The sequence below is a fragment of the Paraburkholderia tropica genome (genome assembly GCF_914484835.1).
In the GTDB taxonomy this organism is placed as follows: domain Bacteria; phylum Pseudomonadota; class Gammaproteobacteria; order Burkholderiales; family Burkholderiaceae; genus Paraburkholderia; species Paraburkholderia tropica_A.
Map to the genome: position 1 here is coordinate 126,508 of NZ_CAJZAR010000037.1, position 23,096 is coordinate 149,603.

Consider the following 23,096-nt stretch of genomic DNA (forward strand, 5'->3'; position numbering starts at 1 on the left):
TGAACGAAAAAACAACCTTCGTTCACTGCTTGACGACGCATGCGGCTGATTCTACACTACGTTCACACATCAAACATAGTGTTCATTTTGTGAACGTTAGGAGATGAAGATGAGCAAGCAGATCAAGCTTTTTGCCTTTGACTTCAATGGCCCGGCGCACCTGTCCGCCGGCCTGTGGCGCCATCCGCTCGATCGTGGCTGCGAATACAAGTCGCTGCAGTTCTGGGTGGATTACGCAAAGCTGCTGGAGCAGGCATGTTTCGACGGCATTTTCTTCGCCGATAACGTCGGCTATCACGACGTCTACAAAGGCAGCGTCGATGCCGCGCTCAAAGACGCCGCGCAGATTCCCGCCAACGACCCCGCCTACCTGATTCCCGCAATGGCCGCGGTCACCCGTCACCTCGGCTTCGGTGTGACGTCGTCGACGGCTTACGACCATCCTTATGCGCTCGCTCGCAAGTTCGCGACGCTCGACCACCTGACCGGCGGCCGCGTGGGCTGGAACGTGGTGACGTCCTATGCGGACAGCGCCGCGCGCAATCTCGGCAGCGGCGTGCAGCGCGCGCACGACGACCGTTACGCGGTCGCGGGCGAATTCATCGAAGTCGCGCTGAAGCTCTGGGAAGCGTCGTGGGACGAAGACGCCGCCGTTGCCGACAAAGCCAGCGGCACCTATGCGGACCCGCGCCGCGTGCATCCGATCGCGCACACGGGCGAGCATTTCAAGGTGCCGGGCATCTTCCTGTGCGAGCCGTCGCCGCAACGCACGCCGGTGATTTTCCAGGCGGGCGGCTCCAGCAAGGGCGTGGCGCTTGCGGCACAAACCGCCGAGGCCGTGTTCATGAACGCCGTCTCCAAGGCGGGCCTCAAGCAGCAGGTCGATCGCCTGCGCGAGCAAACGGCAGCGGCAGGCCGCGATCCGTCGCACGTCGCGGTGCTCCAGATGATCACCGTCATCACGGGCGCCACCGACGCGGACGCCCAGCGCAAATACGACGAATACCGCGCGCTGGTCGATTACGAAGGCGCGATGGCGCGCTACAGCGGCTGGACCGGTCTCGACATGTCGACGCTCGATCCCGACGTGCCGCTGCGCCATGTGAAAACCAACGCCGGCCAGACGATGATCGACATCTTCTCGAAGCTCGATCCCGAGCGCGAGTGGACGCCGCGTGACATCGCCGAGTACATCGGCGTCGGCGGCACGGCGCCCGTGATCGTCGGCGGCCCGCAGACCGTCGCGGACGAACTGCTCTCGTGGGTCAACGACACCGGCATCGACGGCTTCAATCTCGGCCACGCGCTCAAGTATCAGGACATGAAGGATTTCGCCGATCACGTCGTGCCCGAACTGCAAAAGCGCGGCCTGATGCGCACCTCGTACGACGGCGAGACGCTGCGCGAGAACGTATTCGGCGCGGGCCAGTCGCGGCTCGCCGACGATCACCCCGGCGCGGTGTATCGCAAGAACGCAGTTGAAATGGCCTGAACGGCCGGGACAGCCAAGAGGAGACAACCATGCTGACCGCAACGCAATCCACCGCACCAACCTGCACGCCCGCCGAACAGCGCAAGATTTTCGGGCTTCTGCCCACGGGCGTCGTCGCCATCACGGGCATGACCGCTGACGACAAGCCCACCGGCTTCGTCGTCGGCACCTTCCAGTCGCTTTCGCTCGAACCGCCGCTCGTGACGTTCTGCGTCGCGAAGTCGTCGAGCACGTGGCCGGTGCTGCGCTCGAAAGGACGCTTCACCGCTAACGTGCTCTCGACCGCGCAACTCGACGTCTGCAAGGCGCTCGGCCGCAAGGGCGAGGACAAGTTCAGCGGACTCGCCTACGACAGCAGCGCGATCGGCACGCCGCGCCTCGCAGGCTCGGTCGCGTGGATCGACTGCCAGGTGCTCTCGGAAGTGGTGGCGGGCGATCACTTCATGATCGTCGGTTCGGTCACGGCCATGACGACCGGCGCGGGCGACGCGCTTGTTTTCAGCGGCGGCAAGTTCGGCGCATGCAGTCTGTTCGATGCCCCGGCCGCGCCTGCGGAGATCGACGCCGCCGCCCTGCTGCCGCGTATCGCCGACGCGTGGACCCGCGCGTGGGGCCAAGGCGAAACGGCCGCGTTCGAGAACATCGTCGCGCCCGGCTATGTGCGCTATTCGAAGAACGGCGAGCAGGTGCGTCTGCCCGAAATGCTCAAGCAGATCGAGGAATCGCATGCGGCATTCAGCAATTTCAAGGTCGAGATCCTGCACGCGATCGACCAGAACGACATGGTCGCGCTGCACTGGCGCACGACCGCGTTGCATACCGGCATGTTCATGGACGTGCCGCCCACGCAACGCAAAGTGACGGTGCATGGCTCGTCGTTCCTCAAGCATCGCGATGGCCGCATCACCGAGGAATGGGTTGTGTGGGACCCGCGCGAACTGCTGTCGTGCATGCATATCTGGCACCTCGGCGATCAATCTGCACAATCCTCGCAACCCGCTTCGCGCGCGGCCTGAACGCCCGCCGTACCAAACCGATTAGAACAGTCAAGGAGATTCAGGAATGCCAATCAATATCGACGACCTCGCCGGTCGACTCATCGAGGCGCGCCGCACCGGCACCCCGCTCGACTCGCTGGTGCCAGCCGGCACCGAAACCACCGTTGCCGACGCCGTGCGCATCCAGCGTGAAGTCACGCGCCGCAGCGTGGAGAACGGCGACCACATCGTCGGCTTCAAGCTCGGCAACATCGCGAAGGCCATGCAGAACAAGTTCGGCGTCGATCAGCCCGACTTCGGCTATCTGCTCGACAGCTATCTGCGTTACGAGGGCCATCGCCTCGCGCCGTCCAGCTTCATCGCGCCTTATGTCGAACTCGAACCGGCCTTCGTGCTCAAGGACGATCTCGGCGGCGCGCAGGTCACCGTCGCCGATGTGATCCGCGCGACCGACTTCGTGCTCCCCTCGCTCGAAATCATCGATTCGCGCATCAAGGACTGGCGCATCGGCCTGTTCGAAACGCTCGCCGACGGTGGCTCGGTCGGCTCCGTGCTGCTCAGCTCGCAACCACGTCGTTTGAGCGAAGTGAATCTCGCGGGCACGGCCGGCGAAATCCGCTTCGACGGCGAAGTGGTTGCGCGCGGCAATACCGCCGACGTGTTCGGCAATCCCGTCTCTGCAATCGCGTGGCTGTGCCGCCGCGTCGCGGAGTTCGGCGTGACGTTCAAGAAAGGCGAAATCATTCTGCCGGGCAGTTGCCTCGCCGCGGTCGAACTCAAGCCCAACACGCGTATCACTGGAAGCTTCGCGGGCTGGGGCGAAATCAGCTTCGAATACGGAGATTAATCACGGCTTGAACACACAGGGCGACGATGCATCGCCCTGGCACATTCAACGCTGATTGACCGACTACGTGCCCGGAGGCAAGCCGCAATGAGGTTCGAAAACAAGACCGCTTTGATCACCGGAGGCCGCAGCGGCATCGGGCGGGCGATTGCGCAAAGACTGCGTGACGAAGGCGCGCGGGTCTTCACCGCGCAGCGAGGCGCGGACAGCGAATTCGATGGCATCGCCGCCGATTTCGCCGATCCGTCGGCTGCGGCCAGTGTGGTTGACGAGGTGATCCGACGAGCCGGACGACTCGATGTGCTGGTGAACAGCGCGGGCATGATGCAGGAACGGCTCGCAGAGGAGATGTCGCTCGAGGACTGGTCGCGCACGATCGCCGTGAATCTGACGACGCCTTTCATGCTGATCAAGGCCGCGATACCGCACCTGCGCGCCGTGAAGGGCACCATCGTCAATATCGGGTCGACTGAGGGCATCGGCGCGAATCCGAAACACGCCGCCTATTGCGCGACGAAAGCCGGACTGCATGGCCTGACCCGCGCGATCGCCGTAGATCACAGCCCGGAAGGTGTGCGATGCAATGCGGTCGCTCCCGGCTGGATCGACACCGATCTGAACATGGAATTTATCGAGAGCATGCCGGACCCCGAGCTCTTCCAGCGTGGGCTCGGCGTTATCCATCCAGTCGGGCGAACAGGCAGACCCGACGAAGTTGCAAGCCTCGTCGCCTGGCTCGCGTCTGGCGAATCCAGCTTCGTCACCGGTCAGGTCTGGACCGTCGACGGCGGCCGAATGACGAAGCTCAGTCTGCCGCAATAGTGCGCATCCATCACGCGTCTCTGGACGCGTTTGAAGTGCGCACGTATTTCGGGCGTTCTCCATGCTTCGCTGTTTCGTGTCGCGCTTTGTCCGACAACGGTGTCGAATGGATGCAACATGCGTGCGTCCGCAGTCCGGCGAAATGTCGGTCATTCGGAGATAGCAGGTCGTGTGATCGTATTGGAGCGATACCCGTCCGTCGCACCGGAGATAACATTCGTGAGTGCATAGTCCGGCAAAGATCGGCGTAATGCGCACACACTCTCATACACCTTCCGGGCGGCGCCGCGTTTCCGTCGACCATTCCGGAAACGTCTTCCAAATCTATACCAAGCCACCGCACGGCTTTACGCCGAGGTAGCGCCATCAGCGCTGCGGCAACCCACTCGAATCGATTCCACGTTTCACCAGACTCTCGTGCGCCGCCTGGATGGCGGACAACGCATTCGGCCATCCCGCGTAGAACGCGAGTTGCAGCAGCAATTCCGAAAGCTCGCTGGGCGTCACGCCGTTATCGAGCGCGCCGTCGATGTAATGGCCGTAGCCGACCTCCTGGCCTCGCGCGACGAGTGCCGCCACGGTCACGAGACTTCGGTCCCGCTTCGAAAGACCTGGCCGGCTCCACAGATCGTCGATAACGTGTTTGCGCGTGTACTCCGCCAAAGCCGGCGACACCGCCGCGACCTGCGCAAAATCGACACGCGGCGTGGAATGGTCCTCATGAGTCATGGACAGCCCTCGCAGTGAATATCGGCAGATTATCGATGCGAGCGGCGGCCGTTAAAACCGGCGTGGCGGTCGAAGGTGTTTCAACCCGAGGTTGAAACCCGCGCGATGGCACGCATCAGGTCAGCGCGCGAACTCGTCGAGCGCGGCGAGCGGAATATGCAGCGCGGGATCGGCGGCAAACGCTTCGGTGAGGTAGTCGATCGTGGCCCGCACACGCGGCGCGATCAAGGCGCGATGCGGATACTGCAACACCATTTCGTACGTGCCCGGCAGATGCCACGGGTTCAAAACGACAACCAGCGCGCCCGAGCGCAAATGCGCCTGCGCCAGATGCACGCCGACCTGCGCAATGCCCGCGCCATCGCACGCGGCCTGAATTAGCGCTTCCGGCGCGGACAGCGTCAACACGGCCGACTCGGTGGGATCGAACGTCGTCGTGCTGCCGTCTTCGCCCCGGAAATTCCATGCCGAGACGCGCCCGCCCAGAAAGCGTCGGGCAATCAGCGCGTGACGCGCCAAATCGTCGGGCAATTGCGGAATGCCCGCTCGTGCGAGGTAAGCGGGCGACGCGACAAGCGCGAGATTGATGCGGAAGATCGGGCGCGAGACCAGATTCGAATCGGGAATCGCGCCGCCGCGCAACGCAATATCGTAGCCGTCGCGCACAAAGTCGACTACACGGTCGTCGAAATCGACATCGACCGATAAACCCGGATGACGGGCCAGCAGACCGGGCAGCACTGGCATCAGGTGGTCGCGCCCAAACGCGGCACTGGTGGAAATGCGAATCCGGCCACTCGGCCCGCTGCGTCTCGCCGCAATCGTATCGACGGCCGCATCGAGCGCCTCCAGCGCCACACGCGCCTGCTTGAGAAACGCGCTGCCCTCTTCCGTCAATTGCAGCGCGCGCGTCGTGCGATTCATCAGCCTGACGCCCAACGCACGTTCGAGTCCCCCGACGTTCTTGCTCACTGCCGCCGACGTCACGCCGAGCACGCGGCCGGCCGCCGCGAAACTGCCTGCATCGGCGGCCTGGACAAACGACATTATGGCCCGTACCCGCTGGGACGAATCCATCTAACCTCCGTCACGAAAAATGCCGATACCGCGCGATTATCAACCTTGAGTTTAGGGCCATTCAACCGTCCGGCAACTTCTTGGCGGCCATTCAAATGAAGACAATGCATGCACCGAAACGCACAGAGGTTGGTGATGAAAATTGCAATTGTCTACGACAGCGGTTATGGCCACACCGCCAGACAGGCCGAGGCGGTCGCCGACGGCATTCGTCGAGTGGCGGGCGCCGAGCCGCTGCTGATCAAGGTCGCGGACGGCGAGACGCCGTGGGCTACGCTCGCGGACAGCGACGCGATCATCTTCGGCTCGCCGACGTATAACGGCACGCTCAGTTCGCGGCTCAAGAAGTTCATGGAGGACAGCACACGCCCGGCGTGGCTGCCGCTCGCGTGGCGCGACAAGATCGCCGCCGGGTTCACGAACTCGGGCGCGCAAAGCGGCGACAAACTGAACTCACTCATTGCGATGGCGCTGTTCGCCGCGCAGCACGGCATGATCTGGGCGGGCGTCGACATGATGCCCGGCCGTGGAGCCGACGACATGAACCGTCTGGGCGGCTGGCTCGGCGCCATGGCGCAATCCGACGACGTCGCGCCCGAACTGTCGCCGATTCCGAGCGATCTGCGCACCGCCGCGCACCTCGGCGAACGTGTGGCCAAACTGGCCGCGCGGCTCAAGTCGAACGCCTGAGCTCGCCGCGTGCGAGCCCCTCGATGCTCTATCCCCATGAAAGGCAATTCGATGCTGATGACCGAGCGTTTTCCCCTCAACGACGACACCGCCATTCCCGCAGTGGGATTCGGCACCTATCTCATCGCGCCAGGGCAGACGGCCGACGCCGTGAGCACGGCGATATCCGTCGGCTATCGTCATATCGACACAGCGGCGGTCTACGACAACGAAACGGAAGTGGGACAAGGCGTGCGCGCGGGTCTTCAGCAACTCGGGCTCGCGCGCGCGGATATGTTTCTCACCACCAAACTCTGGCCCGGCTATCCGGGCTGGGGCGAAAAACCCAAATCCGGTGAAGAGACGATCGCGGAATGCCGCGCGAGCCTGCACCGGATGGGTGTCGATTATGTCGATTTCTATCTGATCCATTCTCCGCACGGCGGCAGCGCACGCGTCGAACAGTGGCAGGCACTCGTTGAAATCCAGCGAATGGGGCTTGCGCGCAGCATCGGTGTCAGCAACTTCAATCAAGGCCATCTCGATGAATTGAAATCGCATGGACTGCCCGCGCCCGACGCGAACCAGATCGAACTGCATCCCTGGTCGCAAAAACCGGAACTCATCGCCCATATGAAGGAACAAGGCATCGCGGCGATTGCCTACAGCAGCCTCGCGCCGATGTCGACATGGCGAACGCAGCCTGGCCAGGAAAGCGGCAAGACGGAAACGATGAAGGCCGAAGCCGGTGTACTGGCGCAAATGGCGCAGGCCTATGGCGTGACCGAAGCGCAGTTCCTGCTGAAATGGGGCGTTCAGAACGGCTATGCCGTGCTGCCGAAATCGCTCAATGCCGCGCGTATGCGCCAGAACCTCGATCTCGCGGGATTTTCCATCAGCCATGAAGACATGCAAAAGATCGCGACGATGGACCGGGGCCCCGGAATTGCATGGGCGAGCGGCGATCCCAGCCTCGCGTCATAGCGCATCGGTCAACGTCTTTCATCGCCGGAGCGCTTGTGACCGTTGATGCCGCCACGCGCCACCTACTCCTGATCGATCTGCAGCGGCCAGGCATCAATATGATCGGCACGGTGTTGCCCGATTCACTTTTGCGCGCGGCTGCCGCGCTGAGAAACGCCGCCCGTTTGCTTGGATGGCCGATTACTTATACGGTAACCGGCGACCGCGCATCACCTGGAAAGCTCGCGGGTGAATTGGCGAAGCAGGCTCGCGCTCATGAAAAACTCGTTACCCGCACGACTACGAGCGCGTTCCTGAATGAATCCATCGTAGGCGAGATCGCCGGGGCGGGATGCAACACCCTCGTGATCGCGGGCGCGCCGCTCGAAGGCAGCGTTATTCACACAGCACTGGATGCAATCGAACGAGGTTATACGATCGTGGTTCCAGTGGAAGCCGTCGGCAGTGCATCCGCACGGGTGGAGGCCGCGGCGCTTCGCGAGCTTGAGCGTGCAGGCGCGACCGTCACGTCGCTTCGAACCTTGCTGCTTCGATACGCTCCGGATGACGCGACCACGCTCGGGACTGCCGTTCGCACGTGCCTTGCAACAGTGCTCGACTGATCAAGCCACGCACTAACGCACGCTTGCTCATTCACGATGGCCTGTACTCCATATGACATCGAGAATTGCCATCGTCTGACACGCCGCGCGCACAACGCTTTCACTTACTTCGCGCTTCTGTACACGGTACCGGGCCGTGACGCCAATGCTAGTCAACGCGGAGCAAGCGCCCCGATTGCGGGCACACGCCGGCGGGTGAGCCGTTGGACCAGAGTTGCTCTTTATCGAGTTGCAGCGACGTCTCGGGAGCAATATCGAAATCGACCTTCAGCGCGCTTGCAATATCGGCGTCTTCGATCGGAAGTTCCCACGTCAGGAAAATCTGGACGAAGTCCTGGTCCGGGGCGAAGTCGTCCGCAGAAAAACTGTCGCTGCCGCGCCGAATGACGCCGTGGGGCTGAACCGGATCGAAAATCACGGCTGTTCCCCGCTTGAGGGGGATGCGTTGGCCCGTCAAGGGAAAGTGCACGTCCAGACCCTTGTCTTCACTCAGGAAGAGATTGCAGAAAGCGTTACCGCCGTACTGTTCGCCATCGTGGTGATACCTCGCGCCACGACATCCCATCAGCGCCATGTCGCTATCGGCAAGCACCGCGGGCAGTCCCAGGGCGACGGTCCACTCGGACATCGCCTGCACGCAGCGCCTGTAATCCGGCCAGCGCATTTGCGTGCGCGCCAGAGGCATCACCTCGACATCCCCAGGTTCCAGAGCGAGCCGCACCGCTATCTCTCTTTGCCAATCCGCGCGCACGGCTGCAGAAGGCGTCGGCAGATCGAGCGTTTCGGATAAAACGATGTCGCTTACGCCGCGACTGCGGATGGCGTCGCCGCTCCAGAAAAAGGAGGTCAGGGTATTTCGCATTCAATTCTGTCGATGGGAACTCGTCGACGCATTGTAACGATTCACCCTGGCCAACCCGGCAGAGATCGGGCCGACATCGGAACTCCGGCAGGCGCCCCGCCGCATCGCTAAACGTCGACAGCTGCATCGCCGGGTGCGTCCACAAGATGGCCGCCCACTTTGCAAAGGCCGATGAGTTGGTCCGCGATTTTTGCACCGCATCCCCGCGGATCTGCCACCGGTGCGGTGATTGCCACAAATCAACGCTGGCAGTCACGCGCTTCTCAGGCACCCACTCCAGCAGCCGAAAGCACATTTCACATTACGGAATTTGCGCCATTTTTTTGCGATGCCGTCATTTTGCCCGCTGAAAACCTGTTTTGCATCGCAAAAAATGCAACGTATCTCTTTGAAAAATAACAATTAATTATGTCTTATGTCTTATATAAGAGTTGGCGCCGTGGCGTTACCATTTAGTCATGCAGTCCACGGGACTACCCCGGTTACCCACGCTTCCCTCTCAGGAGATACTCATGGCCCAATATCAAGACGACATCCAGGCAATCGCCGGGTTGAAAGAGCAACAAGGCAGCGCCTGGAACGCGATCAATCCCGAATACGCCGCACGCATGCGCGCGCAGAACAAGTTCAAGACGGGCCTGGACATCGCGAAGTACACCGCGAAGATCATGCGCGCCGACATGGCCGCCTACGATGCCGACCCGGCGAAATACACGCAGTCGCTGGGCTGCTGGCACGGCTTCATCGGCCAGCAGAAGATGATCTCCATCAAGAAGCATTTCAATAGCACCGAGCGCCGCTACCTGTACCTGTCGGGCTGGATGGTGGCCGCGCTGCGCTCCGAGTTCGGTCCGCTGCCCGACCAGTCGATGCATGAAAAAACCTCCGTCAGCGCGCTGATCCGCGAGCTGTACACCTTCCTGCGCCAGGCCGACGCCCGTGAACTGGGCGGTCTGTTCCGCGAACTCGACGCAGCCCAGGGTCCGGCCAAGGCCGCCATCCAGGCAAAGATCGACAACCACGTCACGCACGTCGTGCCGATCATCGCCGACATCGACGCGGGTTTCGGCAACGCTGAAGCCACCTACCTGCTGGCCAAGCAGTTCATCGAAGCGGGCGCGTGCTGCATCCAGATCGAAAACCAGGTGTCCGACGAAAAGCAGTGCGGCCACCAGGACGGCAAGGTCACCGTGCCGCACGAGGACTTCCTCGCGAAGATCCGCGCGATCCGCTACGCCTTCCTCGAACTGGGCGTGGACGACGGCATCATCGTGGCGCGTACCGACTCGCTGGGCGCGGGCCTGACCAAGCAGATCGCCGTGACCAACGCGCCGGGCGACCTGGGCGACCAGTACAACTCGTTCCTGGATTGCGAGGAGCTCTCGGCCGACGCGCTCGGCAACGGTGACGTCATCATCAAGCGCGACGGCAAGCTGCTGCGCCCCAAGCGCCTGCCGAGCAACCTGTTCCAGTTCCGCGCCGGCACGGGCGAAGCGCGCTGCGTGCTGGATTGCGTCACCGCGCTGCAAAACGGCGCGGACCTGCTGTGGATCGAAACCGAAAAGCCGCATATCGCGCAGATCGGCGGCATGGTCAGCGAGATTCGCAAAGTCGTCCCGAACGCCAAGCTGGTGTACAACAACAGCCCGTCGTTCAACTGGACGCTGAACTTCCGTCAGCAGGCCTACGACGCGATGAAGGCAGCGGGCAAGGACGTTTCGTCCTACGACCGCGCGCAATTGATGAGCGTGGAATACGACCCGAGCGAACTGGCGCAGATCGCGGACGAAAAGATCCGCACCTTCCAGGCCGACGCGTCGCGCGAAGCCGGGATCTTCCACCACCTCATCACGCTGCCGACGTACCACACGGCCGCACTGTCGACCGACAATCTCGCGAAGGAATACTTCGGCGACCAGGGCATGCTGGGTTATGTGGCGGGCGTGCAGCGTAAGGAAATCCGTCAAGGCATCGCGTGCGTCAAGCACCAGAACATGTCCGGCTCGGATATCGGCGACGATCACAAGGAATACTTCAGCGGCGAAGCGGCCCTGAAGGCGGCGGGCAAGGACAACACGATGAACCAGTTCTGATCGCCGTTGCGACTCAGGCAAAACGCCAACCCAGCCGGGTTGGCGTTTTTTTTGCTATCGGACGGCGGCTTCTTTCCTGGGCGCCGCTGACGACTAGGCGAACGACGCTGTCCGCATCAATTCCGACTTCAGCCACAGCGCGATCGTCCCTGGCGTGGATTCCGCCTTCCAGAGCAGATCGAGACCCACCGTCCATTCGGTGAATGGGTAGGCCTCGAGCTTCAACTCCACCAGTTCCCCAGCCGCCAGTTCTTTTTCGATGGACCATCGCGGCACGCTGGTCCAGCCGACGCCGTCTTTCAACAGATCGACGAGCATCGCGTGACTCTGCACGGTCCATGTTCTCGGCGACTTCAAGTACTCGGCGGTGAGCAGATGCATGTTCTGCCCCGCCAGCAACAGGTGAAGCTGATCCGACAATTGAGCGAAGCGCACGTTCTCATACCGGGCAAGCGGATGATCGCGATGCGCGACATTCACGAACGTCACCTGTCCCAAGCGGCAAAATCCGATCCCCGCAGGATATTGCGCGCGCGCACAACCCAGCCCAAGCGAAACACGCTCTTTCAGCACCATTTCGAGGAGATCGTCATCGGAAGGCTGGCGAACGTCGACCTGTACGGCGGGAAACCGCTCAGGCAAACGCTTCAGCACGGGCACCAGCGCCGCGCGCGGAAACGCGTCTTCGACGCCAATCGCAATCCGCGCCTCCTGCTTGCTCGTGAGCGCACTCGCGCGCTCACGCAACCCATCGCAACGCGAAAGCACGGCTTCGGCCTCGGACAACAAGGCCTCGCCTTCGGGCGTGAGCACGGGGTAACGGCCGCGACGGTCAAACAGCGTCACGCCGAGATCGATCTCGAGTTCCCCGATCGCGGTGCTCACTGCGGACTGCGCTTTGCCGAGGCGGCGCGCCGTCGCCGAGAAAGACGGCTCACGCGTCGCCGTCACGAAGACCTCCAGCTGATCGAGCGAGAATTGCATCGGACCTATCTCCGTTTCTGATAGATCCCATTTTTACACAAGCGTTTTGCCTGTCGAAAATACGCAAACAGCGTCTGAAACGCCGTACTTTCCACACGACAGGTTCCCTCATGCATGCCTTGATACTTCACGCCGACCATCTTCTGACGATGGACGCCGACAACACGATCGTATCCGACGCCACCGTCCTGATCGGCGACGACGGAAGCATTTCGGCAGTGGGCAAAGCCGCCGATCTCCTCGTTCAGCACCCGACTATTCCGGTCAAGCGACTCAAGGATCGGCTGCTGATGCCGGGGCTGATCAATACGCATGCACACTCCGGGCTGTTGCGCGGCACGGCGGAAGGTCTGCCCGTGTGGGACTGGCTACAGCAATATATCGATCCGATGCATCGCGTCGTTAATGCACACGAAGCCCGAATCGCCTCGCAGCTTTGCTACGCCGAAGCCCTGCTGTCCGGCACCACGACCATCGTGGACATGTGGCGCTTCATGCACGGCAGCGCCCAGGCCGCGAGCGATCTCGGCATTCGCGCCGTGCTCGTGCCCTACGTGGCGGAACATCCCGAGCACAACTATTTCGAAACGCTCGACGCCAACGAGGCCTTGATTCAGGAGTGGCACGGCGGCGCAAACGGACGCATCAACGTCTGGGTCGGGCTCGAACACATGTTTTATGCGACGCCGAGCGCGTGGACGCGCGCCATCGACATCAGCCAGCGTTATCGCGTCGGCTTTCATACGCACAGTAACGAAAGCCGCTTCGATGTCGAAGAAACGCAACGTCGATATGGCGTGCGCCCGATCCAGGCACTGGAACGATTCGGACTCCTCGACGCGCCGCACGTACTGCTGGCGCACGGTGTGTGGCTTTCCGACGAGGAAATCGATATTCTCGCGCGTCGCGGCATTGGCGTGGCGCACAATCCGGTCAGCAATATGAAACTGGCCAGCGGCGCCGCGCCGGTCGAAGCGCTGCTCGCGGCCGGTGTTCCCGTCGGGCTCGGCACGGACGGCGAGAAGGAGAACAACAACCTCGATATGTTCGAGGAGATGAAAACGGCTTCGCTGCTCGCCAAGCTATCGATGCTCGATGCGTCGGCGCTCGGTGCCTGGCCGGTGTGCCGGATGGCGACGATCGGCGGCGCGCGTGCGCTCGGGCTCGATGCGCAGATCGGCTCGATCGAAGCGGGCAAGCAGGCCGACCTGATCGCCGTGCGCACCGACACGCCGCGCATGACACCGCTGCTCGGCGGCGCCGATGGCAATCTTCACCACAACCTCGTCCACGCCGTGCAAGGAGGCGATGTGACCATGACGATGGTGGCGGGTCGCATCGTGGTGGACGATGGCCGCCTCTGCACGGGCGATTTGCCGTCGCTCATCGACGAAGTCAACCGGGCGGTGCCGGATCTCTTCCGCCGCAGGGCGCAATGGCTGCGCGAACACGGCACGGTCGATGCCCTGCGCGCCTAAACGTTGACACCCACGCGAAAGCGCCGCGCGCGCGACGCCTGCATTATTTTCGTTTGCGCGCGGGCGCAGCCGATTCACTCGCGACCGAAGCCGTTTCGCCGAGTTTCTCCATCGCCGCGATCACCTGCTGCATGACCATTTGCGCGGCGCGCGAAAGCTGACGCCGCCGTGCAACGCACAGCGCAAGCGCCAACGGCCGGACCTTTCGCCCGCGCAACGGCACGAATGCCAGCGCGCCGCTCTCGACGTCGCTGGCCACATCCAGCAGGCTCAACACGCCGATCCCGGCGCCGCCGCGAATCAGCGAACGCATCATGCGGATGCTGTTGCACGATACGCTCTCGCTCCCTTCCGCCTGATGACTCGCATAGAGCACGCGCGTGCGCTCGTGCACGATCAGCGGCGCGGCGGGCACGAGCTGCCGATAGTCGAGCAGGCTGCCGAACGTCACGTCGCGGCTCGCGCTCAGCGGATGACCGGGCGGCACCACCGCGCCCAGCGGCACGTCGACCAGCGCGCGAATCTCCAGCCCGCCATGCTCGGTCGGATCGAGCATCAGCCCGAAATCCACTTCCGATGCGGCCACCAGGTCCGCCACGCGCCGGTTCTCCACCACCTGCAAATCGAACGAGAGTTGCGGATACGCGGCACCGACCTGCGCGACCGTATTCGCCACGAGGCCGTCGCTGAGCGCGTCGATCACGGCGATGCTCACATGCCCGCGCCGCAACCCCTGCAACTCGTCGAAACGCTCGACGGTGCGGCGGTACTCCTTGCGCCAGCGCCGCAGATCGTCGAGCAGCAGTTCGCCCGCCGCCGTGAGCTTGAGCCCGGACGGCAGACGTTCGAACAATTCCGTTTCGAGTTCGCGCTCGGCCAGCAGGATCTGCCGGTCGATCGCCGAGGCGGAGACGTGCAGTTCCTCCGCGGCCTTGCGCAGACTGCCCGACTGGGCGACTTCAACGAAGTAACGGGCGAACCGCGAGAATGGCAGCATGGTCGAGGTGTACGAATTTTTGCAACAGGTTCCTGAATTATCTCTGATGGATTGCAATGGGCAATATTCTTAAAGTGGGACTCAACGAAACCCGCCAGACAACGAGCCCCCACCCTCATGAGCGAACTTGCCCCCGTCATCATCCCGATCAGCCCGCCGGTTTCCGCGACGCCTATTCGCGCGCTACCGCCGCATTGCACGTTCGACGCCGACGACTGGCATCGGCTGTCGCGTCACTGGTATCCGGTGGCGCACGCCGACGCAGTCGGTGAAGCGCCCTTCAAGGCCACGCTGCTCGACGAAAACCTCGTGCTCTATCGCGCCGACGGCGAACTGGTCGTGGCGCGCGACGTCTGTCCGCATCGCGGCGTGCCGCTCACGCTCGGCACGCACGACGGACAGGGCGTCGTCTGTCCGTATCACGGCCTGCGCTTCGGCGGCGGCGGACGCTGCAACCGCGTGCCGTCGAGCCCCGACCAGGCGATTCCCGCCAAGCTGCATCTGACGACGTATCCGGCCGTCGAGCGCTACGGTCTCGTCTGGACCTGCCTCGCGCCCGAAGCCGGCGCGGAGCCGGCCATTCCCCGCATGCCGCACTGGGACGATGCCGACTTCCAGCAGATCGTCTGCCCGAAGTTCGATGTCGCGGGTTTCGCGGGCCGTCAGGTCGAAGGCTTTATCGATGTCGCGCATTTCGCGTGGATCCACACCGAGACGTTCGCCGATCCCGACAACCAGACCGTGCCGCCCTATCAGCCGAAAGACACGCCGGAAGGCTTCGAGGTGGACTACCGCAGTTTCGTCGGCAACTATCCGATCGGCGTCGACGGCCGCGCGCCCGCCGAATTCGAATGGCTGCGCCATTTCGAGGTCCATCTGCCCTTCACGGCCACGCTGACGATCCACTTCCCCGAGAACGCGCGCCTCGTCATCATGAATGCGGCGTCGCCGGTCTCGGCGCGCAAGACGCGCCTGTTCGCACCGATCGCGCGCAACTTCGACAAGCATCTGCCGATCGAGGACGTGCATGCGTTCAACCTCAAGGTGTTCGAGGAAGACCGCCTGATGGTCGAAACCCAGCAACCCGAGCGCCTGCCGCTCGACCTCACGCTCGAAGCGCACATTCCGGCCGACCGCAGTTCCATCGCGTATCGGCGCGGACTCAAGCGCATGGGCTTCGGCGACTTCTTCCTGGTGTGATCGTCATGTCGACTATTGCGGTGATCGTGGACACACTCAGCGCGCAGGGCCGCGGCAATCTGGCCGTGCGGCTGGTCTGCGCCGACGGCAGCGCGCTGCCGCCATTCGATGCGGGCGCACATATCGACGTGCATTTCGCTCGCGGTTTGATCCGCCCGTATTCGATTGCGAGCGCGCCGCACGAGCGCGACCACTATGTGCTGTGCGTGAAGCGCGAAGCGGCGTCGCGTGGCGGATCGGCTTACGTGCATGAGCGGCTGCGCGTGGGCGACCGGCTCGATGTGTCGCTGCCGCGCAATCTGTTTGGATTGCGCGAAGGCAGCCGGCATGTGCTGATGGCCGGCGGCATCGGCATCACGCCGCTGCTCTCGATGGCGGAGAGTCTGGAGAAATCAGGCGTGCCGTTCGAATTGCACTACTACGTGCGCGAGCGGATCGACACGGCGTTCAAGGCGCGCTGGGCCGCCGGATTCACGCATGGGCGCGTGCACGTTCATAGTTCGATCGATGGCGAGAGCGCACGCGACGCCCTACCCGCCGCGCTGCACGCGCCGGTCGATGGCATGCAGCTTTATCTCTGCGGGCCAGATAGTTTCATGCGTCACGTGGCGCAATCGGCGCGCGAATTCGGCTGGCAAGCCGGGGCGATCCATCAAGAAGCATTCGGCGCGCCGGCCGTGCAGGCGCGCACCGACGACGAAAGCTTCCAGGTCGTGCTCGCAAGCAGTGGCCAGACGTTCGAAGTGACGGCGCAACGCAGTATCGCTTCCGTGTTGCTGGAGGGCGGCGTGAGCGTGCCGCTTTCGTGCGAGATGGGCATTTGCGGCGCGTGCCTCACGCCGGTGATCGACGGCGTGGCCGATCACCGCGATACGGTGCAAAGCGATATGGAAAAGTGCGCGGCGAATCAGCAGATCGCGCTCTGTTGTTCGCGTGCGCGGACGCCGAGGATCGTTATCGGCCTCTGACGGCAAGCCACCGGTCCCTCACGGCGCGACGCCATACATCCGCTCGCACAAAGCCACGCTGGCGCCGAGTTTCCGCGACAACTCCGACGCACCCCGCAGCATCTGCGCCGCGACATCGCCGGACGTTCGCGCCGCATCGAGCCGCGAAGCCGGACCGGAAAGCGTGAGCGCCGCCATGAACTTGTCGCCGGCCCCGAAGATCGGCGCGGCAAACGCCGCCGTGTGCTGGTCGCGCGCCCCCGACGTGAAGAGTGGCAATTCCGGCGTCGTGTCGAACACCGCATCGCCGAGCCCCCAGAACCTCAGCACCAGACCGATGGCGGTATCGTCGAGCGGAAACAACGTGCCGGGCAAGCGCGTCTCGCGCAACCCTTCGGACGGCTCCGCGCGGAACAGGCAAAGCCGCTGCGCGTGATCGATGACGTAGTACGACGCGCTCTCTTTCGTCGATGTCGCCAGCGCATGCAGCGCCGGTTCGACCACCGACGACAGATGAAACGACTGCTCGTAAAGCTTGCCGAGATACAGCACGCGCGGCCCGAGCGAGTACGAGCCGCTCTCCGCGCGGATCACATAATTCATCCGCTCCAGCGAATTCATCAGCCGATACACGGTCGTCTTGTGCATGCCCGAGGCCTGCGAGAGCGCCGCGAGCGACAGCGACTCCGCGCCAGGCTTGAAGATGTCGAGCAGCGATAACGCCTTCTCGACCGACTGCACGCCGTCGTTACCCATCATCCCCTCCGTTTTTTCCGTTTCGGGATTGTACATCGTACAACTTTCCGGTCTTTTTGTTTTACTCTGTACACCCATGTTGTACATCGTGGAGGGTAAACGCGGATGGCAGGCCAATCCGCTGCGCCGTTATAGTGATTTCACTTTGTACACCACCGTTGTACTAGGTACAACGCAATCGAAGAGGTCGAATCACCATGAGCGCATTTCCCAACACCACGCCGTCCATCGTCCGCGATATCACGCGCGTTTCGCCCGAGCTCGTGCAAGCCGCCGCGCAGTTCCAGGCGGCCATTCTCGCCGACGTCGCGGGCCGCCGCGGCACGCTGCACGGCCGCGTCAAGCCCGTCGCGCCCGGCATGAAGCTCGCCGGCCCGGCCATCACCGTCGAAGTGCGGCAAGGCGACAACCTGGCGATTCACGCCGCGCTCGCAATCGCCCAGCCTGGCGACGTGATCGTGGTCGACGGCAAAGGCGATCTGTCCTGCGCGCTGATCGGCGAAATCATGACGACGCAGGCGCAGGAAAGCGGCCTCGGCGGTCTGGTCCTCGACGCCGCCGTGCGCGACTCCGCCGAACTCGCGAAGAACGGTTTTCCCGTGTTCGCCGCCGGCCTCAACCCGTGCGGCCCGACGAAAAGCGTGGCCGGCCGCGTCAACTTTCAGATTTCCGCCGGCGGCGCGACGATCAATCCGGGCGATCTGATCGTCGGCGACGCCGATGGCGTCGTGGTGATTCCGCGCGAAGACGTCGAACGCATTCTCGTGCTGGCCCAGAAGAAGGTCGATGCCGAAACCGCCCGCATCGCCGCCATCCGCAAGCGCGAGGCGCTGCGTCCGGCCTGGCTCGACAAGGAACTGCGCGCCGTGGGCATGCTGGCCGAAGGCGAGGTTCTGTAATGAACGCGTCGACGCACAAGCCGGTTCTGATCGTCACCGGCAACGATCTCGCCCCTGAAGCGCTCGAGATGTTGCGCGATTTTGAAATCGTGTACGCGGGCCGCACCCCGACCGAAAGCGATCTGGTCACGCTCTGTTCGGCGCACAAGCCGACGGCCATCATCGTGCGCTACGGCAAGATCAACGCGCGGGTGATGGATGCGTGCGGCGGCCAGTTGCAGGTGATTTCGAAGCACGGCAGCGGCATCGACGTGATCGATCAAAGCGCCGCGGCCGAACGCGGCATCGCGGTGCGCGCCGCCGCGGGCGCCAACGCGGCGGCCGTCGCCGAGCATACGTGGGCGCTGATTCTCGCCTGCGCGAACTCCGTCCCGCAGCTCGACGGACGTATGCGCGCGGGCCACTGGGACAAGTCCACGCACAAGTCGCTCGAACTGGCGGGCCGCACCATCGGGCTCGTCGGCCTCGGAGCGATCGGACGGCGCGTCGCGGCGGCGGCCAGCGCGTTCGACATGCGCGTGCTCGCGCACGACCCGTATGCGAAGGAAGCGCCGGACGGCGTGTCGCTCGTCGGCCTCGACGACCTCTTTGCCAGCGCCGACATCGTCTCGCTGCACTGCCCGTTGACCGACGAGAACCGCCAGATGATCAACGCCGCGACACTCGCCCGATTCAAACGCGGTGCGATTCTCGTCAACACGGCACGCGGCGGCCTGATCGACGAAGTTGCGCTCGCCGCCGCGCTGTCGAACGGTCAACTGCTTGCCGCGGGCCTCGATAGTTTCGACGTCGAGCCGATGCCCTCGCCCCATGTTTTCCAGGGCCTGTCGAACGCAATCCTGTCGCCGCACATCGGTGGCGTCAGCGACGCGGCCTACGTGAACATGGGCAAAGGCGCGGCCGCGAATGTGCTCGCTGTCGTCGATTCGCACGCGCACAGCGCTGCGTAGTCCTGAACGAAATCGCAGGTTCGACATGTTTTATCTCAAGCAGCCGGAAGTCAGCACCGCCGACGTATTCACGCGCATGCCCGAGCGTTTTCGCAAGCCGGACGTGCAAACGGACTGGTCGCGCGCGAATCGCGGCGGCCAGCCGACCGACTCGTTTCTCGAAGGTCCGGTCTGGAGTCCCGCCGGCCATCTGTATGTGACCGACATTCCGCATGGCCGCGTGTTTCGCATTTCGGCCGATGGCGACTGGGAACTCGTCGTCGAATACGAGGGCGAGCCCAACGGCATGAAGCTCGTCGACGACGGCCATCTGCTCATTACGGATTACCGCAACGGGCTGATGCTGCTCGACATCGCGCGCGGCGTCGTCACGCCGTATCTGGAGCGCCGCAACACCGAGCGCTTTCGCGGCGTCAACGACCTCACGTTCGACTCGAAGGGCAACCTGTACTTCACCGATCAAGGTCAGACCGGTCTGCACGATCCGACCGGCCGCGTCTACAGGCTCTCGCCGACAGGCAAGCTGGACATGCTGCTCGGCAACTGCCCGAGCCCGAACGGCCTCGTGCTGTCTCCCGACGAAAAAGTGCTGTACGTCGCGATGACGCGCGGCAACTGCGTGTGGCGCGTGCCGCTTCAGGCCGACGGTTCGGTCAGCAAGGTGGGCCAGTTCTTCACGTCATATGGTCCGAGCGGCCCGGACGGTTTGACGATCGACAGCGCCGGACGCCTGTTCGTCGCCAATCCGGGGCTCGGCCGCGCATGGGTGCTGAACCACCTGGCCGAGCCCGAGCGGATTCTGCTCAGCCCGGCCGGCGCATCGCTGACGAACCTGTGCTTCGGCGGCCCGGACATGAAGACGCTGTTCATGACCGAGTCCGTCTCCGGCACCGTGCTCAAGGCCGAACTGGATATTGCCGGGCCGTTGCCCCACCAGGCCCAAGCCACGCGCTGACTCGCGCGGCAAAACCATGACCTGCCCGGCGGCGCGCACGCGAGCGCCGGCGCCAAGACAGCAAGTTGCATCCGACCGAGGTGCAACGGAGGAGCGCACATGCACATTTCCCAGCCCATTCGCGCGGAGAACTCGCCGGTGGCGGCACATCCGCAGGACGAGACCGATGCATCGACGTCGGCCGCGATGCCGGCCGCGATGACGCCGGATCAATTCGCCGCCAGCGAACGCACGCTCGAAAAAGCGTTCCGCCGCATCCTGCCGTTCATTTTCGCGTGCTACGTGATCAGCTATCTCGACCGCACCAACGTCGGGTTCGCCGCGCTCACGATGAACAAGGATCTCGGCCTCACCGCGCAACAATTCGGACTGGGCGCGGGGCTGTTCTTCATCGGCTATTTTCTGTTCGAGATTCCCAGCAATCTGATCATGCAGAAGGTCGGCGCGCGCATATGGATCGCGCGCATCATGATCACGTGGGGCGTGATTTCGATGGCGACGGCCTTCGTGGCCGGGCCGAAAAGTTTCGCCGCTGCGCGCTTCCTGCTCGGCGTCGCCGAAGCCGGTTTCACGCCGGGCATCTACCTCTATTTCACGCAGTGGTTTCCGGGCAAGTGGCGCGCGAAGGTCACCGCCGCGTTTCTCGTCGGCATTCCGGTGGCGAACATGATCGGCTCGCCGGTGTCCGGCGCGCTGCTGCAACTCGGCGGTCTGCATGGCTTGCGTAGCTGGCAATGGCTGCTGCTGATCGAAGGACTGCCCGCGATCGCATTGGGCGTCGCGTGCCTCTTCATCCTCGCCGACCGCCCCGAACGCGCACGCTGGCTGAGCCGCGACGAAAAGGACGTGCTCGCGCAGCGGCTCGCACTGGAACAGCGCAGCATCGCGGGCAAGCACGGCTCCAGCCTGCGCGACGCCATGACGAACTGGCGCGTCTTCGTGCTCGCGCTCGTGAACTTCTGCGGCATCGTCGGCTCGATCGGCGTGGGACTCTGGATGCCGCAAATCATCAAGCAGTTCGGCGTGGGCCACGCGACCATCGGCTGGCTCACCGCCATTCCCTATGCGCTGGGCGCCGTGGTGATGCTCGCCTGGGCCCGTCTTGCGAATCGCTCGGCGCGCCGCATCCCCTACGTGGCGGGCGCGCTTCTCGTCGCCGCCGCTGCGCTCGCGGTCAGCACGATGCTCGATGCGCCGGCGCTCAAGCTCATCGCATTGTGCTTCACCGTGAGCGGCATTCTCGCGTTCCAGGCCACCTACTGGGCGATTCCCTCCGGCTTTCTGACTGGCCGCGCCGCCGCGGGCGGCATCGCGCTGATCGTCTCGATCGGCAATCTCGGCGGCTTCGTCGGACCGTCGATGATCGGCGCAATCAAGGAGCTCTCGGGCGGCTTCACCGCCGCGCTGCTCGCCGTGGCCGCCGTGCTGCTGATCGGCGCGCTGATGATCGCCTGGCTCGGCGACCCCGGCGCGGGCGTCGGCGAAGAACCGCACGCCTGAACCCGCTTCACGCTTTTCGCTTCACCTTGTTTCGCTGCTCACTTCTCGCCCATACCAACACAGATAAACACATCAACGGAGACACCATGCAGGAACGCTTTTCCCCGACGTCGAAGGTCATCAAGCGCATGTCGAGCGCCACGGTCACGGTCTCGGCGGCCGCGGCGACGCTCGCCCTCGCGCCGCATGCCGCCCACGCGCAAAGCAGCGTGACGCTCTATGGCATCGTCGATGTGGGCATCGAACATATCAACAACACGCAGAGCGGCGGCGCGCTCACGCGTGAGGCGTCGGGCAATCTCTCGGGCTCGCGCTGGGGACTCAAGGGCGTCGAGGATCTCGGCGGCGGCCTGAAAGCGATTTTCACCCTTGAAAATGGCTTCAACGTCAACGACGGCACCAGCGCGCAATCGACCAAAGGCCTCGGCTCGAACGCCACGACCACGTCGCGCCTGTTCGGCCGCCAGGCGTGGGTCGGTCTCACGACGCACGGTCAGACGCTCACGCTCGGCCGCCAGAACTCGGTGCTCTACGATCAGGCCGTCGTGTTCGATCCGATGACCGCATCGTCGCGCTACTCCACGCTGTCGATCGACTACGCGATGGCGGGCCGCATCGACAACTCCGCGAAATACGTGGGCGTGCTCGGCCCCGTGACCGTGGCCGCGATGTACAGCACGCGCTACGACACGGGCTATGGCAGCGAAGTGGCGGGCGCCCAGCTGACCGGCCGCTACTTCGGCGGCGCGCTCACGTATGCACGCGGCCCCTTCGCCGCCAGCCTCTCCTACGAGCAGCGCAACAGCAACACGGTCGCGACCAACACCGGCTCGGAACGCCGCGCGACCGCCGCCGCCACCTATGTGATCGGCGGCTTCAAGGCCTTCGCGGGCTATCGCTATCTGCAGGCTTCGCGCGCGTTCGTGCCCGCGAACCCGATTCTCATCACCGCCAACGGGTCGCAATCAAGCTCGGCGAATCTCTACTGGGCCGGCGCGAACTACATGTTCACGCCTGCGTTCTTCATGACGGCGGCAGCCTATTACCAGGACGTGCACTCGACGGGCGCCGATCCGTGGATGGCGGTCCTCAACGCCGATTACCTGCTCTCGAAGAGTACCGACATCTACGCCACGGCCGCGTTCGCGCGCAACAAGGGCGGCTCGGCGCTGGGCGTGAACGGCTATGGCACGGTCGCGGCGAACTACGACCAGACCGGCATCGTGATCGGCATGCGCAAGAAGTTCTGAGCGGA

The 23,096-nt window shown here is 63.7% G+C and carries 23 protein-coding genes; 17 read left to right on the forward strand and 6 right to left on the reverse strand.

From position 1 onward, the window contains the following. Positions 1-109: 109 nt before the first annotated feature. From LDO54_RS08795 to LDO54_RS08810, 4 genes are all read left to right on the forward strand, one after another. Entirely contained in the window at positions 110-1,492 is a 1,383-nt protein-coding gene (locus LDO54_RS08795) for an LLM class flavin-dependent oxidoreductase (RefSeq protein ID WP_224009268.1), read from the forward strand. Between the two features lie 29 nt (positions 1,493-1,521). Next, positions 1,522-2,508, forward strand: a complete 987-nt coding sequence (locus LDO54_RS08800; protein ID WP_224009270.1) for a flavin reductase — start codon at positions 1,522-1,524, stop codon at positions 2,506-2,508. A 46-nt stretch (positions 2,509-2,554) separates the two neighbouring features. After that, positions 2,555-3,337, forward strand: a complete 783-nt coding sequence (locus LDO54_RS08805) for a 2-keto-4-pentenoate hydratase (protein ID WP_224009272.1) — start codon at positions 2,555-2,557, stop codon at positions 3,335-3,337. A gap of 87 nt (positions 3,338-3,424) precedes the next feature. Continuing rightward, entirely contained in the window at positions 3,425-4,159 is a 735-nt protein-coding gene (locus LDO54_RS08810; RefSeq protein WP_224009274.1) for an SDR family NAD(P)-dependent oxidoreductase, read from the forward strand. Positions 4,160-4,525: 366 nt separating this feature from the next. On the opposite strand, the gene LDO54_RS08815 is transcribed toward LDO54_RS08810, so the two are convergent. Beyond that, the gene (locus LDO54_RS08815) at positions 4,526-4,888 is read right to left on the reverse strand and encodes a carboxymuconolactone decarboxylase family protein (protein WP_224009276.1); all 363 of its coding nucleotides are present in this window, start codon (positions 4,886-4,888) and stop codon (positions 4,526-4,528) included. Between the two features lie 120 nt (positions 4,889-5,008). Further along, the gene (locus LDO54_RS08820; RefSeq protein WP_224009278.1) at positions 5,009-5,965 is read right to left on the reverse strand and encodes a LysR family transcriptional regulator; all 957 of its coding nucleotides are present in this window, start codon (positions 5,963-5,965) and stop codon (positions 5,009-5,011) included. A gap of 135 nt (positions 5,966-6,100) precedes the next feature. Between LDO54_RS08820 and LDO54_RS08825 the strand changes: the two genes are divergently transcribed. From LDO54_RS08825 to LDO54_RS08835, 3 genes are read left to right on the forward strand one after another with little or no spacing between them, the layout of a single operon-like run. Then, positions 6,101-6,655: a flavodoxin family protein gene (locus tag LDO54_RS08825; protein ID WP_224009280.1), complete on the forward strand. Its 555-nt coding sequence runs from the start codon at positions 6,101-6,103 to the stop codon at positions 6,653-6,655. A 57-nt stretch (positions 6,656-6,712) separates the two neighbouring features. Next, positions 6,713-7,618 carry an aldo/keto reductase gene (locus tag LDO54_RS08830; RefSeq protein ID WP_224009706.1) on the forward strand — a complete coding sequence of 302 codons (906 nt, stop codon included), beginning with the start codon at positions 6,713-6,715 and terminating at the stop codon, positions 7,616-7,618. 35 nt (positions 7,619-7,653) lie between these two features. After that, on the forward strand, positions 7,654-8,220 hold the full coding sequence (locus tag LDO54_RS08835; RefSeq protein ID WP_224009282.1) for a cysteine hydrolase family protein: 567 nt from the start codon (positions 7,654-7,656) through the stop codon (positions 8,218-8,220). A gap of 148 nt (positions 8,221-8,368) precedes the next feature. Here the strand turns inward: LDO54_RS08835 and LDO54_RS08840 are convergent, their stop codons facing one another. After that, positions 8,369-9,082: a hypothetical protein gene (locus tag LDO54_RS08840; RefSeq protein ID WP_224009284.1), complete on the reverse strand. Its 714-nt coding sequence runs from the start codon at positions 9,080-9,082 to the stop codon at positions 8,369-8,371. Positions 9,083-9,253: 171 nt separating this feature from the next. On the opposite strand from LDO54_RS08840, the gene LDO54_RS08845 reads away from it, so the two are divergent. Further along, on the forward strand, positions 9,254-9,481 hold the full coding sequence (locus tag LDO54_RS08845; protein ID WP_224009286.1) for a hypothetical protein: 228 nt from the start codon (positions 9,254-9,256) through the stop codon (positions 9,479-9,481). Positions 9,482-9,594: 113 nt separating this feature from the next. Then, the gene (locus LDO54_RS08850; protein ID WP_224009288.1) at positions 9,595-11,175 is read left to right on the forward strand and encodes an isocitrate lyase; all 1,581 of its coding nucleotides are present in this window, start codon (positions 9,595-9,597) and stop codon (positions 11,173-11,175) included. A gap of 93 nt (positions 11,176-11,268) precedes the next feature. On the opposite strand, the gene LDO54_RS08855 is transcribed toward LDO54_RS08850, so the two are convergent. Next, positions 11,269-12,159 carry a LysR family transcriptional regulator gene (locus LDO54_RS08855; RefSeq protein ID WP_224009290.1) on the reverse strand — a complete coding sequence of 297 codons (891 nt, stop codon included), beginning with the start codon at positions 12,157-12,159 and terminating at the stop codon, positions 11,269-11,271. A 110-nt stretch (positions 12,160-12,269) separates the two neighbouring features. Here LDO54_RS08855 and LDO54_RS08860 point away from each other — a divergent pair, with 110 nt between their 5' ends. After that, the gene (locus tag LDO54_RS08860) at positions 12,270-13,637 is read left to right on the forward strand and encodes an amidohydrolase family protein (RefSeq protein ID WP_224009292.1); all 1,368 of its coding nucleotides are present in this window, start codon (positions 12,270-12,272) and stop codon (positions 13,635-13,637) included. 43 nt (positions 13,638-13,680) lie between these two features. Here the strand turns inward: LDO54_RS08860 and LDO54_RS08865 are convergent, their stop codons facing one another. Then, the gene (locus tag LDO54_RS08865) at positions 13,681-14,634 is read right to left on the reverse strand and encodes a LysR family transcriptional regulator (RefSeq protein ID WP_224009294.1); all 954 of its coding nucleotides are present in this window, start codon (positions 14,632-14,634) and stop codon (positions 13,681-13,683) included. Between the two features lie 117 nt (positions 14,635-14,751). Between LDO54_RS08865 and LDO54_RS08870 the strand changes: the two genes are divergently transcribed. Next, a complete protein-coding gene (locus LDO54_RS08870) occupies positions 14,752-15,834 on the forward strand; it encodes an aromatic ring-hydroxylating oxygenase subunit alpha (RefSeq protein ID WP_224009296.1) in 1,083 nt (360 codons plus the stop codon). A 5-nt stretch (positions 15,835-15,839) separates the two neighbouring features. Next, positions 15,840-16,802 (forward strand): PDR/VanB family oxidoreductase, encoded by a 963-nt coding sequence (locus tag LDO54_RS08875; RefSeq protein WP_224009298.1) that lies wholly within the window; start codon positions 15,840-15,842, stop codon positions 16,800-16,802. An 18-nt stretch (positions 16,803-16,820) separates the two neighbouring features. Here LDO54_RS08875 and LDO54_RS08880 read toward each other — a convergent pair whose 3' ends face one another. After that, positions 16,821-17,537: an IclR family transcriptional regulator gene (locus LDO54_RS08880; RefSeq protein WP_224009708.1), complete on the reverse strand. Its 717-nt coding sequence runs from the start codon at positions 17,535-17,537 to the stop codon at positions 16,821-16,823. A gap of 197 nt (positions 17,538-17,734) precedes the next feature. On the opposite strand from LDO54_RS08880, the gene LDO54_RS08885 reads away from it, so the two are divergent. The 5 genes from LDO54_RS08885 to LDO54_RS08905 all read left to right on the forward strand — a co-directional run bounded on the left by LDO54_RS08885 (position 17,735) and on the right by LDO54_RS08905 (position 23,091). Then, complete coding sequence (locus tag LDO54_RS08885; RefSeq protein WP_224009300.1) at positions 17,735-18,436, forward strand: RraA family protein; 702 nt, start codon at positions 17,735-17,737, stop codon at positions 18,434-18,436. Beyond that, on the forward strand, positions 18,436-19,386 hold the full coding sequence (locus LDO54_RS08890; RefSeq protein WP_224009302.1) for a hydroxyacid dehydrogenase: 951 nt from the start codon (positions 18,436-18,438) through the stop codon (positions 19,384-19,386). The genes LDO54_RS08885 and LDO54_RS08890 overlap by 1 nt, the downstream gene beginning before the upstream one ends. Before the next feature lie 25 nt (positions 19,387-19,411). Beyond that, complete coding sequence (locus tag LDO54_RS08895; protein ID WP_224009304.1) at positions 19,412-20,341, forward strand: SMP-30/gluconolactonase/LRE family protein; 930 nt, start codon at positions 19,412-19,414, stop codon at positions 20,339-20,341. A gap of 186 nt (positions 20,342-20,527) precedes the next feature. After that, positions 20,528-21,841 (forward strand): MFS transporter, encoded by a 1,314-nt coding sequence (locus tag LDO54_RS08900; RefSeq protein WP_436975542.1) that lies wholly within the window; start codon positions 20,528-20,530, stop codon positions 21,839-21,841. A gap of 128 nt (positions 21,842-21,969) precedes the next feature. Next, positions 21,970-23,091 (forward strand): porin, encoded by a 1,122-nt coding sequence (locus LDO54_RS08905; RefSeq protein ID WP_224009710.1) that lies wholly within the window; start codon positions 21,970-21,972, stop codon positions 23,089-23,091. Positions 23,092-23,096 lie beyond the last annotated feature (5 nt).

Excerpts from the sequence above, each read along its gene's own strand:
- LDO54_RS08795 (WP_224009268.1), top strand. The coding sequence starts at position 110 with ATGAGCAAGCAGATCAAGCTTTTTGCCTTTGACTTCAATGGCCCGGCG.
- LDO54_RS08800 (WP_224009270.1), top strand. The coding sequence starts at position 1,522 with ATGCTGACCGCAACGCAATCCACCGCACCAACCTGCACGCCCGCCGAA.
- LDO54_RS08805 (WP_224009272.1), top strand. The coding sequence starts at position 2,555 with ATGCCAATCAATATCGACGACCTCGCCGGTCGACTCATCGAGGCGCGC.
- LDO54_RS08810 (WP_224009274.1), top strand. The coding sequence starts at position 3,425 with ATGAGGTTCGAAAACAAGACCGCTTTGATCACCGGAGGCCGCAGCGGC.
- LDO54_RS08815 (WP_224009276.1), bottom strand. The coding sequence starts at position 4,888 with ATGACTCATGAGGACCATTCCACGCCGCGTGTCGATTTTGCGCAGGTC.
- LDO54_RS08820 (WP_224009278.1), bottom strand. The coding sequence starts at position 5,965 with ATGGATTCGTCCCAGCGGGTACGGGCCATAATGTCGTTTGTCCAGGCC.
- LDO54_RS08825 (WP_224009280.1), top strand. The coding sequence starts at position 6,101 with ATGAAAATTGCAATTGTCTACGACAGCGGTTATGGCCACACCGCCAGA.
- LDO54_RS08830 (WP_224009706.1), top strand. The coding sequence starts at position 6,713 with ATGACCGAGCGTTTTCCCCTCAACGACGACACCGCCATTCCCGCAGTG.
- LDO54_RS08840 (WP_224009284.1), bottom strand. The coding sequence starts at position 9,082 with ATGCGAAATACCCTGACCTCCTTTTTCTGGAGCGGCGACGCCATCCGC.
- LDO54_RS08845 (WP_224009286.1), top strand. The coding sequence starts at position 9,254 with ATGAGTTGGTCCGCGATTTTTGCACCGCATCCCCGCGGATCTGCCACC.
- LDO54_RS08850 (WP_224009288.1), top strand. The coding sequence starts at position 9,595 with ATGGCCCAATATCAAGACGACATCCAGGCAATCGCCGGGTTGAAAGAG.
- LDO54_RS08855 (WP_224009290.1), bottom strand. The coding sequence starts at position 12,159 with ATGCAATTCTCGCTCGATCAGCTGGAGGTCTTCGTGACGGCGACGCGT.
- LDO54_RS08860 (WP_224009292.1), top strand. The coding sequence starts at position 12,270 with ATGCATGCCTTGATACTTCACGCCGACCATCTTCTGACGATGGACGCC.
- LDO54_RS08865 (WP_224009294.1), bottom strand. The coding sequence starts at position 14,634 with ATGCTGCCATTCTCGCGGTTCGCCCGTTACTTCGTTGAAGTCGCCCAG.
- LDO54_RS08870 (WP_224009296.1), top strand. The coding sequence starts at position 14,752 with ATGAGCGAACTTGCCCCCGTCATCATCCCGATCAGCCCGCCGGTTTCC.
- LDO54_RS08875 (WP_224009298.1), top strand. The coding sequence starts at position 15,840 with ATGTCGACTATTGCGGTGATCGTGGACACACTCAGCGCGCAGGGCCGC.
- LDO54_RS08880 (WP_224009708.1), bottom strand. The coding sequence starts at position 17,537 with ATGGGTAACGACGGCGTGCAGTCGGTCGAGAAGGCGTTATCGCTGCTC.
- LDO54_RS08885 (WP_224009300.1), top strand. The coding sequence starts at position 17,735 with ATGAGCGCATTTCCCAACACCACGCCGTCCATCGTCCGCGATATCACG.
- LDO54_RS08890 (WP_224009302.1), top strand. The coding sequence starts at position 18,436 with ATGAACGCGTCGACGCACAAGCCGGTTCTGATCGTCACCGGCAACGAT.
- LDO54_RS08895 (WP_224009304.1), top strand. The coding sequence starts at position 19,412 with ATGTTTTATCTCAAGCAGCCGGAAGTCAGCACCGCCGACGTATTCACG.
- LDO54_RS08900 (WP_436975542.1), top strand. The coding sequence starts at position 20,528 with ATGCCGGCCGCGATGACGCCGGATCAATTCGCCGCCAGCGAACGCACG.
- LDO54_RS08905 (WP_224009710.1), top strand. The coding sequence starts at position 21,970 with ATGTCGAGCGCCACGGTCACGGTCTCGGCGGCCGCGGCGACGCTCGCC.